This is a genomic window from Vicinamibacteria bacterium, assembly GCA_035620555.1.
In the GTDB taxonomy this organism is placed as follows: Bacteria; Acidobacteriota; Vicinamibacteria; order Marinacidobacterales; family SMYC01; genus DASPGQ01.
Genome location: DASPGQ010000097.1, coordinates 1 through 14,261, shown reverse-complemented (window position 1 = coordinate 14,261; position 14,261 = coordinate 1). Strand labels below are relative to the sequence as shown.

Below are 14,261 nucleotides of genomic sequence, written 5' to 3'. Positions count from 1 at the left end.
TAGCCACCCCGAGATCCAGCAGATCGCCCTCGCGTGAGATTCCTTTTCCGTAGAGGATATCGAACTCTGCCTGGCGGAAGGGTGCCGCCACTTTGTTCTTGACGATCTTCACCCGCGTGCGATTGCCGACGACCACGTCGCCATCTTTGATGGAAGAGATACGCCGAATGTCGATACGCACCGACGAGTAGAATTTTAGTGCCCGGCCACCCGTCGTCGTCTCGGGATTGCCGAACATGACTCCGATCTTCTCGCGGATCTGGTTGATGAAGACGAGGCACGTCCTGGATTTCGACGTGATGGCGGTGAGCTTGCGCATCGCTTGCGACATGAGCCGCGCCTGGAGGCCAACCTGGGCGTCGCCCATCTCGCCGTCGAGCTCGGCTCGCGGCACGAGTGCCGCGACGGAGTCGATGACGACGATATCCACGGCGCCGCTTCGTATGAGCACCTCGGTGATCTCGAGCGCTTGCTCGCCGCTATCCGGCTGCGAGACGAGGAGCTCGTCGGTATTGACGCCGAGGGCCTTGGCGTAGACGGCGTCGAGCGCGTGCTCCGCGTCGATGAATGCCGCCATACCACCCCGCCTCTGAGCCTGGGCTATCGCCTGGAGTGCGAGAGTCGTTTTTCCGGAGGACTCGGGTCCGAAGATCTCGACCACACGTCCGCGGGGAAGTCCTCCCACCCCGAGAGCCGCGTCCACGGATATCGAGCCCGTCGGGATCGTCGCGACGTCGATCGTATCCTGGGAGCCCAACCGCATGATGGATCCCTTCCCGAACTGCTTTTCGATCTGGCCGAGCGCCATGTCGATCGCCTTGGCACGTCCATCTTTGTCTTCTGCCATGAAAACTCCTTTCACCGAGGACGCGTCCACACGGCCCTCTCACTGGTCAAGACGCGATTTGTGAGGCCGAACCTCCTGGTGCTGCCCGAGACTACCATATCTCGTGCCAAGCGACCAAACCGCTACTGCATGTAGGGCGGACAACCGCGTCTGTGCTAACCTCGACCGGATGCCGACACCTGCGGCACATGCCCTGACGGGCGCTTCAATCTACTTCGTCGCACTGCTGAACAACCGGACCGTCTTTCTCGCCGCCCTGGTCGCCGCCTGCCTTCCCGATGTCGACTTCGGAATCAGCTTCCTCACCGGAGTCAACTATCACCATTACTTCACTCACAGTCTGGGAGCCACCGCGATCTTCACCGCTGCGGTCTTCGTCACGACCCAGAACGTCCGCGAGACGCTCGTCCTCGGGGGCGCGTATCTCTCCCACGTCCTGCTCGACATGCTGGCGGTGGACAAGGTCGCGCCCTATGGGGTCGAGCTCTTCTGGCCCGTCTCCGATCGCTTCTTCATCTCGCCGATACTCGTGTTCGACGACGTCCGGCGGGGCACCTTAGGGATCCTGCTGTCCGCGCACAACGGGCTCGCCGCCGCGCGTGAGGTCGCCATCGTCGGGCCAATCGCGCTCGGTCTCGCGTGGCTCACCCGGAGTAGTCGTAAAAACCCTTCCCGCTCTTCCGACCGAGGTAGCCCGCATCCACCATCTTGACCAGCAGGGGGCAAGGCCGGTACTTCGGATCGCCGAACCCGCGATAGAGGACCTCCATGACGCTCAAACACACGTCGAGCCCGACGAAGTCCGCGAGCGTCAGTGGCCCCATAGGATGGTTCATGCCGAGCTTCATCACCGTGTCGATCGCTTCCGGCGATGCGACTCCCTCCATGTAGGCAAAGATCGCCTCGTTGATCAACGGCATCAACACCCGGTTCGAAACGAATCCCGGCGAATCGTTGACCCCGACCGGAGTCTTCCCGAGCTTGCGCGCCAGCGCTTCGGTCGCCCGGTAGGTCTCGTCCGAAGTCTGAAGTCCGCGGATCAATTCCACGAGCTCCATGATCGGCACCGGGTTCATGAAGTGCATTCCGATGAACTTGTCGGGACGCGACGTCGAAGCCGCGAGCTTCGTGATCGAGATCGACGACGTGTTGCTCGCGAGCATGACGTCGGGCCGCATGATCTCGTCGAGCTCCCGGAACATGTCCATCTTGTGATCCGCGTCCTCGATGATGGCCTCGACGACGAAGTCGGACTCGACGGTGCCAGCCATATCCACGCCCCCCTCGATCCGATCTCGGGCTTGGGCCGCTTCTTCATCGGAGAGCTTCTGCTTCTTGACGAGACGGGCGAGACTATTGTCGATGTTCTCCAGGCCGCGCTCGACGAGCTCCGGTCTCACGTCGCGCAGGTAGACCTCGAACCCGGATTGGGCGAACACCTGGGCGATGCCGTTTCCCATCGTGCCGGCGCCCATGACAGCGATCTTGTGAATTTCCATCGCTACCGTACCAGTTCTACGGCAAGTGCCACGCCGTTTCCGCCGCCGAGGCAGAGCGACGCGACACCGCGTCGTCCTCCCCGATCCTCGAGCGCGTGCAGAAGCGTGGTCAGAATCCTGGCCCCGCTTGCTCCGATGGGATGCCCTAGGGCCACCGCCCCGCCATGGACGTTCGTCTTCGCGGGATCCAGCGACAGCTCCCGCGTCACCGCGCAGGCTTGGACCGCGAAGGCCTCGTTGATCTCGAAAAGGTCCACGCCGTTAGCGCTCCATCCGGTCTTTTCGAATATCTTCTTGATGGCGGGAACGGGGGTCATCATCACCCATTCCGGATCGAGCCCGGAGATCGCCTGGCCTATGATCCGAGCGACGGGCTTCAGACCATACCGACCGACGGCCTCTTCGGATGCCACGACGAGCGCCGCGGCCCCATCGTTCATCCCCGGGGCGTTGCCCGCGGTGACCGTACCGTCGGTCTTGAAGACGGGCTTGAGCTTGGACAGCCCCTCGGCCGTCGTGTCGGCACGAATCGGTTCGTCCCGGTCGACAACGACCGGATCTCCCTTGCGCCGGGGAATCTGAAGGGGCAGAATCTCTTTTTTGAACTTGCCGGCCGAAGTGGCCGCAGCCGCTCGCCGATGGCTCTCGGCCGCGTAGGCATCCATCTCTCCCCGAGAAACTCCGTACTTTTCCGCGACCTTCTCCCCCGTCAAGCCCATGTGGAAATCGTTGTAGACGTCCCAGAGCCCGTCGTTTATCACCGAGTCCAGGAGCTCTCCGTGGCCGAGGCGCAGTCCTTCCCGAAGACGGGGCACGAGATAGGGTCCTCTCGACATGGATTCCATTCCGCCTGCCACCACGATCTCGGCGTCCCCGGCGACGATGGCCTGACGGGCCAGCATGACGGCTTTCAGCCCGGAGCCACAGACTTTATTGATCGTGAGCGCCCCGACCGCGGGTGGAAGTCCCGCGCCGAGCGCCGCTTGTCGGGCAGGGTTTTGCCCGAGCCCGGCGCTCACCACGTTCCCCATGATGACCTCGTCGACCCTCTCGGCGGGGAGATGGGCCCGGACGAGGGCTTCCCGGACGACTCTCGCGCCGAGCTCGGTCGCCGCGAGATCCTTCAGGGCACCGAGGAACTTCCCCGTGGGAGTACGAACAGAGCTGACGATGAAAGTCTCTCGCATCGGTTCACGTCCTTCTTCTTTCGGTGTTCTTTCGGAAGGCGAGATACCGGGCCGCGGTTCGTCCCACGAGCGCGCGAAGCTCGGAATCCTCGATGGCGTCCGCCGCCTTCGCCACGCTCACGGGGAGCACGATTCCGACCGAGCGGGGGCTCGATGGTCCAGGCGACACCGGCGCCTGCTCCAGCCGCCTCACCGTCTTGAAATTGATACGGCGAACGAGTCGTATGCCTAGGGCCTGGTTGAGCCTGGGGACGATCCGTTTGCCGAGCTTCATGAGCATGCGCCCCCAGGCGGGATCGGTCACCCGGACGGTCAAAACCCCTTCGCTCAAGGAGTCCGGCTCCGAGCGACGAGCCAGCTCCGCTCCGACGGCGTACTTCCATCGTCTCTGGACGAGCCCGATCCCGTAAATCCTGTCCTTGGCGTCTCCGGGGATGACGCGCGCCATCACGTCGGCCAGCAGAGAGTAACTTCTGGGCACGTTCGTTATTATGTCACGAGGTAATGGTAGCGGCCCTCATCTTGAGCGCGGGCGAGTCACGACGAATGGGCTCGCCGAAAGCGCTCCTCCCCTTCCCACTCGAGCGCAGTCACGAGACGACGTTTCTCGAGCACCTGCTCGACGTCCTCCAGAGCTCCCGAGCCAGGCCCATCGTGGTCGTGCTGGGCCACGAGCCCGACCGGATTCGTGAGGTCGTCGATTTCACCTCGGCCCGGCAGGTCGTGAACTCCCGTTATCGCGAGGGCATGTTGTCGTCGATACAGTGCGGGATCGAAGCCCTCGCGGAATCGGACGTTGACGGCGCTCTCATCTGTCCGGTGGATCATCCCGGGATCACGACCGACGTCGTAAACACACTCATAACCCGCTTCGAAGCGACCGGGGCTCCCGTCCTCCTTCCCGTCCAATCGGGCCGAAGGGGCCACCCGGTGCTCTTCTCCGCGGCGGTCTTTCCCGAGCTCCTTCGCGCACCGAAAGCGGTTGGCGCACGGCAAGTGGTGTGGGATCATGGAGACGATCTAATCGAAGTACAGGTGACCGAGCCCGGAGTTCGTGTCGATATCGACACGCCGGAGGATTATCGCTCGTTCCGCGAGCGCAAGGGTTGACGGGAGGACGCAAGTTGCTGGAGTCGCTGTCCGATCTGACGCTACGTTTGTCACAGGAGATTTCGGCCCTCGAAGCCAACTGCCTTCGCGAGCTCGCCGCCGCGGAGAAGAAGCGGGATTTGGCATTGCTCGAGCTCGGCTCGGCGGCCGACGTCCTGGCCCGCTACCAGAAGGGCCTCGAAAAAGCCAAGCAAGTGCAGTTCCACGCCGTTCAGGCGGCGGACGATGCTCGAACGCGAGAGATCCAGGCAGCCGAAGAGGATCGGCGCGAACGATCGGAGCTCGACGAGCGCCGTCATCGAAACGCGCGCCAGCAGGCGCTTGCCAAGAGGGACGAGGCCATCCGCAAAGCCAAGGCGAGGTGGGAGCTCTTGGTCGACAAGGCGCGAAGCGCGGCACTCGCCGAACAGAGGCGGCTCCGACGCGACGCCGACGACGAGCTCGAGCGAGCCCTGGAAGAAGCCCGCGAAAAATACAACCTCGCGGTCGAAGAGGCCCGCCTCGAGCGCCAATCCGACCTCCAGGACCGTCTCGTCGACGAGAGAATGGCCATCGAGGCGGCCAACCGAAAGGCCGAGCGGCTCATCACCGGCGCCGCCATCGCTTACGAGCGAGCCGTCGCCCAGGAAGAGGCGCGAATGCGAAACGAGCTCTCGCCGATGCCCGAGGCGCGACGCATCCAGGAGTTACACGATCGCCAGCTCTTCGAGATCCGGGACACCTGCGAGCAAGCGAAAGAAGCCCTCTTCCGCCAGTTCACCCGCGATCGTCGTCGCAAGCGGTGATCCTCGCTTCCTCTTCGCCTCGACGCGCCGAGATTCTCAGGGATATCGGCCTTCGTTTTCGCGTGGTGGTCCCCGACGTCGACGAAAGACGCCTCGCGGGAGAGTCCCCGCGACGCTACGTCAGGCGGCTCGCACTCGACAAGGCGCGTCAGGTTGCCGAGCGTTACCCACGAGAGTGGGTCGTTGCCGCGGACACGACGGTCGTGGTCGGTGACACCGTTTTCGGAAAGCCGCGCGACCCCAGGCAGGCGCGAAGGATGCTGCGTGACCTGTCGGGAAGGAGCCACGTCGTTCTGAGCGGCGTCGCCGTCGCCCGCCTATCGGCGCGAATCCGGCGCGCCGCGGTCTCGCGTACGCGCGTTTTCTTTCGCAAGCTCACTCGGGTCGAGATCGATCGATACGTCCGAACCGGCGAGCCCAACGACAAAGCGGGAGCTTATGGCATCCAGCGCAAAGGGGCGCTCCTCGTCCAGCGCATCGAGGGCTCCTATACGAACGTCGTCGGGTTCCCCCTCGAGACATTCCTCTCCCTCTGGCAATCGGTTCATGGACCCCGGCTGTTCTAGACTTGCGCGTTCAGAAAGACGAGGCGCGGGCCGCGCCTTCCGAAACGAATGAGCGAGATGGACCCGTTGTCGATGGAAAAACGACGAATGGCGCTCAACTCGAGACCCAGGTAGGCGGCGACGATCACTCTCAACGGATCGCCATGGGAGACGACGACGACGCTTCCGAAGCCGCGCTCCCCGAGCCGCTCGACCTCGCCGACGGTCCGCTCTCGTACGGCGGAGAGCGCCTCGATGGCATCGCACTCGTACGCGGGGTTCTCGACGAGCCGAACCAGATCCTCGTCGTCCCTCAGCTCGGCCAGCGTCTTCCCCATCCACGCCGCATCGAGCCACACCTCGTCGAATGCGGGCTCGACCTGGACCTCGAGCCGGTGGGCTCTCGCAATGGGCTCCGCCGTCTGGCGGGCGCGCGGCTGCGGGCTCGAGTAGACGGCTTCAATGGATCGGGAGACCAGGGCTTCCGCTGCCCGGTCGGCTTGAGCTCTTCCGCGCGCATTCAGACCGATGTCGCTTCGGCCCATGAGGCGGCCGTCCTCGTTCCAGTCCGTCACTCCGTGGCGGACGAGATAGAGCTCGAACGCCTTCGCATCGGTCACGGCTTCTCCGGTCCAGGCCGCCAGGTGGGGAAACGTTCGTTCCCCTCTTCGCCGGTGAGTCGCACGAGATTCCTTCCGTTCAGATCGACGAGATAGAGATCCCACTGCTCCGCGCGACCTCGCTCGGACGTGGAAGCGATGGCGAGTGCCCCACCGTCGGGTGAGAAGGCGGGATCGTAATTGTGCGCATCGGGACGGCTCGGGACTCTCCAGGCCTCGCCCGCGCGGCGCCCCGCCATCTCTCGAAGCCAGACGTCGGCCTTGGGTGAATCGCGCGTGCTCACGTAGGCGAGCAGGCTCCCATCCGGGGACCAGGCGGGACGACAGCTTCCACTCCCTTCGGTGACGACGCTTCCGTCACCGCTCGACACCCGCGAGACGGTGACGTGCCAAAAAAGGAGACCCTTCTCCATGTACGCGAGCCACTCGGTGTCGGGAGAAAAGGCCGGCCCCAGCTTTCGGCTTCTCGTGCGGGTAAACCTCTGCACATCTCTGCTTTCCCGATCGAGGACGTAGATCTGAGCCAGACCGTCGCGCTCGCCTTCGAAGACGATGCGGCGCCCATCGGGGCTGAATCGAGGGGCTCCCTCGTACGCTTCGTGAAAGGTCAATCTCGTCACGTTGCCGCCGTCCGCATCCATGATGTAGATATCGCCCGCTCCGGTGCGCTCCGAAGAGAAGACGATCGAGCCGCCGTCGGGCGACCAGGCGGGATTCTGATCGGCGGCGGGGTGCTGGGTCAGCGAGCGAAGGTTCGTTCCATCGGCGTCGATTCGATAAATGTCCCAATTCCCGGCCCGATCCGATTGAAAGGCCAGGGTGCCGGCGTACGGAGCAACGTTCCGGTGTACCTGCTGGGTTTCTCCGCTTGCGTCCGGCTCCTCACAGGCTGCCGGACCGCTGGCGGCGAGGGCAACGGGCAGAGCCCGGAAGAAGCTCGAGCTCAGTCCTTGAGCTCCGTCGATACCACGTTGAGCTGGAACAGCTCCACGTTTTTCATCCGTTTCTTGAAAAGCCCTGAATATTCGAGCGCGTCGACGTTCTGCTCGAGAAAAACCAGCGTCTGACGCGATGGAGCGACTTCCACCGAGAACGAGCGGGACACGAGGTCGGTCCACAAAGGCGCTCCCCGGTCACCGCTGTTGAACTCGTAGACCATTCTCACGAGCTGGCGCCCGGAGGCAGCATTGTCCGGTGGAACCACCAGGGTCAGATTGATCGTGTCTTCGGCGGTCTTGTCGACGCTGCAGGCGTAGCCATCGAGCGTCTCCTCGAGTACCGCGTCCTCGGGCGCGAAAGTAAAGGAGTTGTACAGGGTATTCCCATCGAAGGTGTCCGCCTTCTCATCGACGAAGGTGCAGGCTCGCGCATTGCCCGCGTAAACCTTCAATCGGATCCGGGTATCGGCGGGCCGGTCGGACGGCGATTCGAATGCATACCAGAACGAGCGGCCGGTGATGCGAAGCACGATTTCCGCTCGACCGCCCACGGGAGGCAGGCGATCGGCGGCCACACTCGGCGTCGGGCTCTCGCCCGGCTCCGAAGGCGACTCAGCGCTCTGGTAATCGATGCGCTCGATGACCTCTTTGGGAATGACGAGCTCGCCATATGGCGTCTTCAAGGTGACTTCGGTATTGTTGGCGGCCACGAGAGTGCCGTGGATGACGTCGCCGTTGGCGAGGTAAACGATTTCGGCGCGGGCCAGAGCCGAGACGACGATAAGATTCCCGACGAAGAATGTCACTCGTCGCATGGCCACCCATTATAGCCTCGCGATAGCCGCGCGCACATGTCGAACGCCTTGAGCATTCTGTATTTCGCCTTCTCTCTCGCCGTCGTCGAGACGGCGAGACGGAGGCTCGGAGTCCCCGCCGATATCACGAGAAAGGCCTTCTTCGTTCTTGCGGGCGCTTGGTCGGCCCCGCTCGTCTTCCTCACCCCGGACCCGACCGCTCGCGCCGCTCCGTTCCTGATTCTCGCTGCGGTCACTTACGCCTCCTTTCGCCTGGAGCTCGTCGCCGCGATCGAAGACGTTGGCCCGGGCCTGGGCTCGGTTCTCTTCCCCCTTTCCTGTGCGCTGCTTCTCCGCTTCTTCGAGCCCGTACCCGCGCTCTGCGGGATCGCCGCCATGGCCTTGGGCGACACGAGCGCGGCTCTGGTTGGACGGCGCTTCGGAACCCGCAAGTACCGGGTCTTGGGCCATGCCCGGACGATGGAAGGAACCTTTGCGCTGTTCCTGGTAGCGAGCATATCGATGGCGCTGCTGCTGGTGTTCCTGGGCGGGGTGGACACGCACCGATCGGTGGCTTTCGCCTTGTTCGCGGGGACGGTGGCGGCATCGGTCGAAGCCGCATCGCCTTACGGAAGCGACAACCTCACGGTGCCGCTTGCAGCCGGGGTGACGTTGTCGGTACTGGAACGTCTGAGTCAGTAGCGCTCGACGGGAATCGTCTCCGTCTCGACCACGGGCTCCGCCGACAGGAGTACCGTGCTGTTGATGGGCACGAGCGCCTGGAAATAACGTTCCTTTACCTCGAGGGCGATCTCGTAGTACCCGGTCGCGTGGATCTGCAGCAGCTTTCCCTTGGCGCCTTTGACGCCGAGCGCCTCGTTGTAAACCCTGATTTGACTTTGAAGGTCCATGCCTCGCCTTTCGTCGGATATTCTCGATTCAACGGGTTGTTCGTTTATTCTAAGGAACCCCTCTCCGTCTACGCAAGCTTCGAGAGGATGCGCCGCACGATCTCCATGCCCCGATCGACGTCGTCGCGGCTCGCGCTGAGCGTGGGCCGGAATCGGATCGACTGCCGACCGCACCCCAGGACGATCATGCCCTGCTCGAACGCGAGGGCGCGGAAACGGTCTCGCGTCTCCGTGTCGGGAAGGTCGAACGCACACATGAGGCCGCGACCACGCGTGTTGGAAACCTGTCCAGCTCGCTCGTCCTGGATTTTCTCGATCTCGCCGAGCAAATACTCCCCGACCTCCCTCGCGTTATCCACGAGACGCTCCTCGTCGATGATCTCGAGGTATCGGGCGAAACGAACCATATCCACGAGGTTGCCGCCCCAGGTGGAGTTGATGCGGGCCGACTCCGCGAAGACGTTGTTCTCCACTTCGTCCACGCGCGAGCCCACCAGTATGCCGCAGACCTGGGTCTTCTTGCCGAACGCGAGAATGTCGGGAGTGAATCCGAAGTGCTGGTAGGCCCACATCTTCCCGGTGAGACCGACCCCGGTCTGCACCTCGTCGACGATGAAGAGGAACTCGTGCTCGTCGGCGAGCTCGCGCAGCTTCTGGAAGAATTCGGCGCGAAAGTGGTTGTCTCCCCCTTCGCCCTGGATGGGCTCGATGACCAGGGCCGCGATGTCATCGCGGTTGTCGACGAGGGCTTGCTCGATCTGCGCCACCGCCTCGCGCTCCGCGTCCAGGACTTCCGCGAGGTGGCTCTCGACGGGAAAACGAAGCTTGGGGTTCACGATCCGGGGCCAATCGAACTTCGGGAAATACTTGATCTTGCGGATGTCCGCGGTGTTGGTCATCGAAAGCGTGTAGCCGGTACGTCCGTGAAACGCCTCCCGAAAATGGAGAACCTTGTGCCCTCTCTCCCGCTCGATACCCCGAGCAAAGTTCTTGCGAACTTTCCAATCGAATGCCGTCTTCAGGGCATTTTCGACCGCCACCGACCCGCCGGCGACGAGGAAGAGATGCGACAGCTCGGCGGGGATGGCCACCCGCGCGAACGTCTCGACGAACTCCGCCATCTCGACGGTGTAGATGTCGGAGTTGCTCGGGTTGTGGATGGCGACCCCGGCCATCTTCTTCATGAACTCGGGCTCTCGCATCCTCGGATGGTTGACGCCCACCGGCTGGGTCGCAAAGAAGGAGAAGAAGTCGAGAAACCTTCGCCCGCTCGTGCTGTCATAGAGATACGAGCCTTGGCTTTTCTCGAGATCGAAAACCAGGTCGAGCCCGTCCACGAGCATATGCTCCGATAGCGCGGCGCGAACGTCTGCCGGATTCATCGTCAACATGTTTCACCTCGAAGAAAAAAGCGGTGCTTCGGGGAAGGCCGAAAAAGACAGCGAGCGACCGAGCTACGTGGCCCCGATCATGTAAATCACGAAGAGTACCAGATGCCGCTGCGTTGTCACTGTTTCTAGTGTACCATTGCTAAAACGCTGCTCCCAAACTTGTTAGCGCCTTGACGCTCGCGCGGCAAGCTCCTTATAATCTGTTGCCCCGCCTTGGAACGTGATGATCAAAGAGGATTTCGGAGAGCTCGACGATATCGGTTTCCTGCGCGAAGCGGAGCTGTTCCGCGATATGCCCGAGTCCGTGATCCGCACGATTCTCAGCCAAGCGGAAACTCAGCTGTTCGGTGCGGATGACGTCGTCGTCCACAAGGGCGACGCGGGTGACAGTCTCTTCGTCGTAAAATCCGGAGTCGTCGAAGTGTCGACTCCAGCGGGCGAAGGTCCTCCGCTCGCGTATCTCGGCCGCGGCGATTGCTTCGGCGAGCTGGCGCTGCTGACGGGATCCGATCGGAGCAACGATATCCGGGTCCCCCAGCAAGCCGAGCTGCTCGTCATCGATAGGGCGCTGTTTCAAGACCTGATGTCCAATCACGCCGGTTTCGGCGGGCAGCTCGCCATCATCCTGGCTCACCGTCTGGTCGGGCTCCTCGAAGATCTCCCCGAACGCGGACACAAGCGTGAGCTGCAAGGAGATTTGAGGTATTTCGATCTGACGACGGTGGTGCAGACCTTGATCACGTCGGCACAGACGGGGGTCATGACGTTCACGAGCGACAACGAGACCGCGGCCGAGCTTCATTTTCAGGGCGGCAACATCTACCGCGCCCGTTTCGCCCACCGGCGCGGCGACGAGGCGGTTCACAACCTTTTTCAAGACCAACCGCAAGGTGAGTTCCGTTTCGAAAGCCACGAGGCGGACGAGGTCAACGAGGGGCCCGATCCCGGGATCACCGTTCCCGCCATGGCTCTGATGATGGAGTCGGTACGTCTGCAGGACGAGCTCAAGATGCTTCTCGAGGACCTCCCGACCGAGGGCACGCGCCTGCAGCGCAACCGCGATACGCTCGAATGGACGGGCGACGAGGGGCAAGCCGACGCGCGGCAGCTCTGGGGTTGTCTGCATCAGCCGGTCACCCTGGCGGACCTCTTCGCCCGATCCCACGCATGCCGTTACCACGCGGCCCGCGTGTTGACGCGGATGCTACAAACCGAGCAAATCCGGCCGAGCGTGGCCTGAGAGATGCGAAAGGCGCTGCTCTCGGTTGCGGTGTTGTTCTTCGCGGCGTCGAGCGCGATCCCAGGGGACGTCCCGAGCAACCTGGTGGTCGACGTGCGTTTGTACGAGATGAGGAGTGTAAATCCCGACTTTTCCAGCATGTCGGATCTGTCCTTTTTCATCGATACCGACGGCGCCGACGTTACCGAGCAACAGTGGCTCGCCACTCTCGCACGCCAGGTTCCCGATGCCTTCCTGGCGAAGCTCGCGTTCGAAACGTTACGCCTCGACAGCTCCAAGGCTCGTCTCGCGTTGACCAACCGCTCGCGTACGCTTCAGTTGGACATCGATTTGGCCGACTATCTGGCGAGAGGTTCTTTCCGTGGACGCTTCGAGGCGCGATTCAAACAAGGCGAGGAGACGCTGCGGGAAGCGGCGAAAACCATCGAGCTTCGCTCGGGGCAGACCTACGTCATGTCGACCGCGGACCTCGAGCTCTCCGCGAGTGAGTACCTGTCCCATTTTCGCGAGTACGAGGACTCGGCGCACCGGAGCGATCTCTACGATTACCTGCGCGCCTATACGGTTTTCCTCGTCGTGGCAATCACTCCTCGCGTCGCCGAGGCCGGCAGTGAGGAACCGGTCGAGGTTACGCTTCCTCGGGGGGTCGAGCTTCCCGAACTCGTGAGCCCAGCACCGGTCAAGCTCGTGGGTACGATCGTGCTCGAGTTCGACGTGGACGACGGTGGCGCACCGCAAAATCTAAGCATCGCTCGCTCCTCGATTCCCGAAATCAACCCTCGCATTCTCGGCGCGGCCGAGACCTGGCGTTTTCCCGATACCGCGGGTCGACCGGCCCGGCTCGAGCTCTCCTTCGAAGTGGACCGCTGAGTCCGGCACTGCGATAATAGGCGCGCAGCGATTCGTGCCGTTCCAACTGGCTTCGCCGATGTAGGACCGATATTCGAGCGAGACCGTGCTCTTTCCCTGGTTTCCGTCCTAGGCAGGAAGAAGTTGGAAGGGCACGAACGGATCGACTCAGGGAGAAAACGTTGTCTGCCGACCAGCTCGTGATGGTCACGATTCTCGTGAAACTGGGGGTGATGGCCTCGATCGCGAGCCTCCTCATCCGATTCGGGGCCTTCAAACGCCTGCTCTACAAGGCGGAGCTCTCGCTGAGGGAGAAGCTCGTCTTTGCCCTTCTCTCCGGCATGCTGCTATCGGTGGGTGTCGTGGTGCGGCTGCTCTTGAACTACGGCGCTGCCGATTTGTCGCTATCGGGGACGCTACTCGTTGGCCTTCTCACCGGGCCTCTGACCGGGGCCAGCGTGGGGCTCATGGTCGGCGCTCCCGCCGCAATCAAGGGCGAGCTCCTCGCTCTGCCCCTCGGCGTCCTCTATGGAGTCAGCGCAGGTGTCGTCCGCCGATTCTGTCGGAAGGAAGACATCTGGAGCTTCTCCCCCCTCATCTTCCTGAACCTCTACCGCATCGGAAAAACCGCGATCCGCGACCGCGTGTTCGACTGGCAGATCGCGATTTTCGCCGTCACCCTCGCGCTCGAATCACTCCGGATCTTCGTCGGCTCGGAGGTGGATCCGCCCCTGGTCTTCCACCTCTCGTCCGACAACGCCTGGGTGATGATCGCCATCTACATCAGCACGCTCGCGGCCCTCGGCATCCCGATCAAGATCTGGAACAGCGTCCGGCTCGAGCACAAGCTCGCCGAGCAGGAAGTGCTCGTGGTACGCGCCAGGCTCCAGGCTCTCTCGAGTCAGATCAACCCGCATTTTCTATTCAACACTCTGAACTCGATCGCCTCGGCGACCCGGACGAACCCCGAAGTGGCCCGCATGCTCATCCGCAAGCTTTCCAGCATTCTCAGGAAGCTCCTCCAGGAGCAGGAGCATTTCATCCCGTTGAAGGAGGAGCTGGAGTTCATCGATGCCTACCTCGACATCGAATCGGTACGCTTCGGAAGCGGCAAGCTCGTCGTCGAAAAGGAGGTGGATTCGGCCGCGCTCGATTCCTATGTCCCGTCGATGATCGTGCAGCCGCTGGTGGAGAACGCGGTCAAACACGGGATCGCCTCCCGGCTCGAAGGCGGACGCATCGTGATTCGGGCACGACGCTCCCTGGGCAGTGCGGTCGTGGAGATCGAGGACAACGGGAGCGGTTTTCCCGAGAACGGCGCGGAGGGTGAGGGCCTGGGCATCGGGCTGAGCAACGTCAACGAGCGCCTCAAGGTCATCTACGGAGAGAGCTGTCAGCTCGAGCTCGAAGCGGCACCGGAACGAGGGACCATCGCCCGGGTCCGCATCCCCGACGTCGACATTTCGTTTCTGAGGGCCAGCTGAGTATCCTGCCTAGTCAGGCTGATGAAAAAGTACGGTCCAGCCTGCGCGAGCGGAGCGAGCC

General features: G+C 62.8%; 17 protein-coding genes. 8 read left to right on the top strand and 9 right to left on the bottom strand.

The features are described 5' to 3' along the window. A partial coding sequence (recA, locus tag VEK15_03970; protein ID HXV59827.1) for a recombinase RecA occupies positions 1-847 on the bottom strand: 847 nt, incomplete at its 3' end. 169 nt (positions 848-1,016) lie between these two features. On the opposite strand from recA, the gene VEK15_03965 reads away from it, so the two are divergent. Then, the gene (locus tag VEK15_03965) at positions 1,017-1,559 is read left to right on the top strand and encodes a metal-dependent hydrolase (GenBank protein HXV59826.1); all 543 of its coding nucleotides are present in this window, start codon (positions 1,017-1,019) and stop codon (positions 1,557-1,559) included. Here VEK15_03965 and VEK15_03960 read toward each other — a convergent pair. The 3 genes from VEK15_03960 to VEK15_03950 are packed head-to-tail and all read right to left on the bottom strand — an operon-like array spanning position 1,492 to position 4,014. Beyond that, positions 1,492-2,346: a 3-hydroxybutyryl-CoA dehydrogenase gene (locus VEK15_03960; protein ID HXV59825.1), complete on the bottom strand. Its 855-nt coding sequence runs from the start codon at positions 2,344-2,346 to the stop codon at positions 1,492-1,494. The two genes, VEK15_03965 and VEK15_03960, sit on opposite strands and share 68 nt — an antisense overlap. Positions 2,347-2,348: 2 nt before the next feature. Next, positions 2,349-3,533 (bottom strand): acetyl-CoA C-acetyltransferase, encoded by a 1,185-nt coding sequence (locus tag VEK15_03955; GenBank protein HXV59824.1) that lies wholly within the window; start codon positions 3,531-3,533, stop codon positions 2,349-2,351. 4 nt (positions 3,534-3,537) lie between these two features. Further along, positions 3,538-4,014, bottom strand: a complete 477-nt coding sequence (locus VEK15_03950) for a DUF721 domain-containing protein (GenBank protein HXV59823.1) — start codon at positions 4,012-4,014, stop codon at positions 3,538-3,540. A gap of 23 nt (positions 4,015-4,037) precedes the next feature. Between VEK15_03950 and VEK15_03945 the strand changes: the two genes are divergently transcribed. The 3 genes from VEK15_03945 to VEK15_03935 are packed head-to-tail and all read left to right on the top strand — an operon-like array spanning position 4,038 to position 5,994. Then, positions 4,038-4,643, top strand: coding sequence for a nucleotidyltransferase family protein (locus VEK15_03945; GenBank protein ID HXV59822.1), 606 nt, complete (start codon positions 4,038-4,040; stop codon positions 4,641-4,643). Between the two features lie 14 nt (positions 4,644-4,657). After that, complete coding sequence (locus VEK15_03940) at positions 4,658-5,428, top strand: hypothetical protein (GenBank protein HXV59821.1); 771 nt, start codon at positions 4,658-4,660, stop codon at positions 5,426-5,428. Continuing rightward, positions 5,425-5,994: a nucleoside triphosphate pyrophosphatase gene (locus VEK15_03935; protein ID HXV59820.1), complete on the top strand. Its 570-nt coding sequence runs from the start codon at positions 5,425-5,427 to the stop codon at positions 5,992-5,994. The genes VEK15_03940 and VEK15_03935 overlap by 4 nt, the downstream gene beginning before the upstream one ends. Here VEK15_03935 and VEK15_03930 read toward each other — a convergent pair. The 3 genes from VEK15_03930 to VEK15_03920 form a co-directional block, all read right to left on the bottom strand. Then, positions 5,991-6,593 (bottom strand): histidine phosphatase family protein, encoded by a 603-nt coding sequence (locus VEK15_03930; GenBank protein ID HXV59819.1) that lies wholly within the window; start codon positions 6,591-6,593, stop codon positions 5,991-5,993. The genes VEK15_03935 and VEK15_03930 overlap by 4 nt on opposite strands. Continuing rightward, complete coding sequence (locus tag VEK15_03925; protein HXV59818.1) at positions 6,590-7,234, bottom strand: hypothetical protein; 645 nt, start codon at positions 7,232-7,234, stop codon at positions 6,590-6,592. Before VEK15_03925 ends, VEK15_03930 begins: the two co-directional genes overlap by 4 nt. A 302-nt stretch (positions 7,235-7,536) precedes the next feature. Then, entirely contained in the window at positions 7,537-8,346 is an 810-nt protein-coding gene (locus VEK15_03920; GenBank protein ID HXV59817.1) for a hypothetical protein, read from the bottom strand. Positions 8,347-8,382: 36 nt separating this feature from the next. Here VEK15_03920 and VEK15_03915 point away from each other — a divergent pair, with 36 nt between their 5' ends. Further along, positions 8,383-9,027, top strand: coding sequence for a hypothetical protein (locus tag VEK15_03915; GenBank protein ID HXV59816.1), 645 nt, complete (start codon positions 8,383-8,385; stop codon positions 9,025-9,027). On the opposite strand, the gene VEK15_03910 is transcribed toward VEK15_03915, so the two are convergent. Both VEK15_03910 and lat read right to left on the bottom strand, forming a co-directional pair. After that, a complete protein-coding gene (locus VEK15_03910; protein HXV59815.1) occupies positions 9,021-9,236 on the bottom strand; it encodes a hypothetical protein in 216 nt (71 codons plus the stop codon). The two genes, VEK15_03915 and VEK15_03910, sit on opposite strands and share 7 nt — an antisense overlap. 68 nt (positions 9,237-9,304) lie before the next feature. After that, positions 9,305-10,627, bottom strand: a complete 1,323-nt coding sequence (gene lat, locus VEK15_03905) for an L-lysine 6-transaminase (GenBank protein ID HXV59814.1) — start codon at positions 10,625-10,627, stop codon at positions 9,305-9,307. A 223-nt stretch (positions 10,628-10,850) separates the two neighbouring features. Between lat and VEK15_03900 the strand changes: the two genes are divergently transcribed. The 3 genes from VEK15_03900 (at position 10,851) to VEK15_03890 (ending at position 14,200) form a co-directional block, all read left to right on the top strand. Beyond that, the gene (locus VEK15_03900; protein HXV59813.1) at positions 10,851-11,867 is read left to right on the top strand and encodes a cyclic nucleotide-binding domain-containing protein; all 1,017 of its coding nucleotides are present in this window, start codon (positions 10,851-10,853) and stop codon (positions 11,865-11,867) included. Positions 11,868-11,870: 3 nt separating this feature from the next. Beyond that, positions 11,871-12,737, top strand: coding sequence for a hypothetical protein (locus VEK15_03895; GenBank protein ID HXV59812.1), 867 nt, complete (start codon positions 11,871-11,873; stop codon positions 12,735-12,737). Positions 12,738-12,898: 161 nt separating this feature from the next. Next, positions 12,899-14,200 (top strand): histidine kinase, encoded by a 1,302-nt coding sequence (locus VEK15_03890; protein HXV59811.1) that lies wholly within the window; start codon positions 12,899-12,901, stop codon positions 14,198-14,200. The last annotated feature ends 61 nt before the right edge of the window (positions 14,201-14,261 follow it).

What these genes read in the sequence shown, in the direction of transcription:
- VEK15_03965 (HXV59826.1), top strand. Translation starts at nt 1,017, where the DNA reads ATGCCGACACCTGCGGCACATGCCCTGACGGGCGCTTCAATCTACTTC.
- VEK15_03960 (HXV59825.1), bottom strand. Translation starts at nt 2,346, where the DNA reads ATGGAAATTCACAAGATCGCTGTCATGGGCGCCGGCACGATGGGAAAC.
- VEK15_03955 (HXV59824.1), bottom strand. Translation starts at nt 3,533, where the DNA reads ATGCGAGAGACTTTCATCGTCAGCTCTGTTCGTACTCCCACGGGGAAG.
- VEK15_03945 (HXV59822.1), top strand. Translation starts at nt 4,038, where the DNA reads ATGGTAGCGGCCCTCATCTTGAGCGCGGGCGAGTCACGACGAATGGGC.
- VEK15_03925 (HXV59818.1), bottom strand. Translation starts at nt 7,234, where the DNA reads ATGGATGCGGACGGCGGCAACGTGACGAGATTGACCTTTCACGAAGCG.
- VEK15_03920 (HXV59817.1), bottom strand. Translation starts at nt 8,346, where the DNA reads ATGCGACGAGTGACATTCTTCGTCGGGAATCTTATCGTCGTCTCGGCT.
- VEK15_03915 (HXV59816.1), top strand. Translation starts at nt 8,383, where the DNA reads ATGTCGAACGCCTTGAGCATTCTGTATTTCGCCTTCTCTCTCGCCGTC.
- VEK15_03910 (HXV59815.1), bottom strand. Translation starts at nt 9,236, where the DNA reads ATGGACCTTCAAAGTCAAATCAGGGTTTACAACGAGGCGCTCGGCGTC.
- lat (HXV59814.1), bottom strand. Translation starts at nt 10,627, where the DNA reads ATGTTGACGATGAATCCGGCAGACGTTCGCGCCGCGCTATCGGAGCAT.
- VEK15_03900 (HXV59813.1), top strand. Translation starts at nt 10,851, where the DNA reads ATGATCAAAGAGGATTTCGGAGAGCTCGACGATATCGGTTTCCTGCGC.
- VEK15_03895 (HXV59812.1), top strand. Translation starts at nt 11,871, where the DNA reads ATGCGAAAGGCGCTGCTCTCGGTTGCGGTGTTGTTCTTCGCGGCGTCG.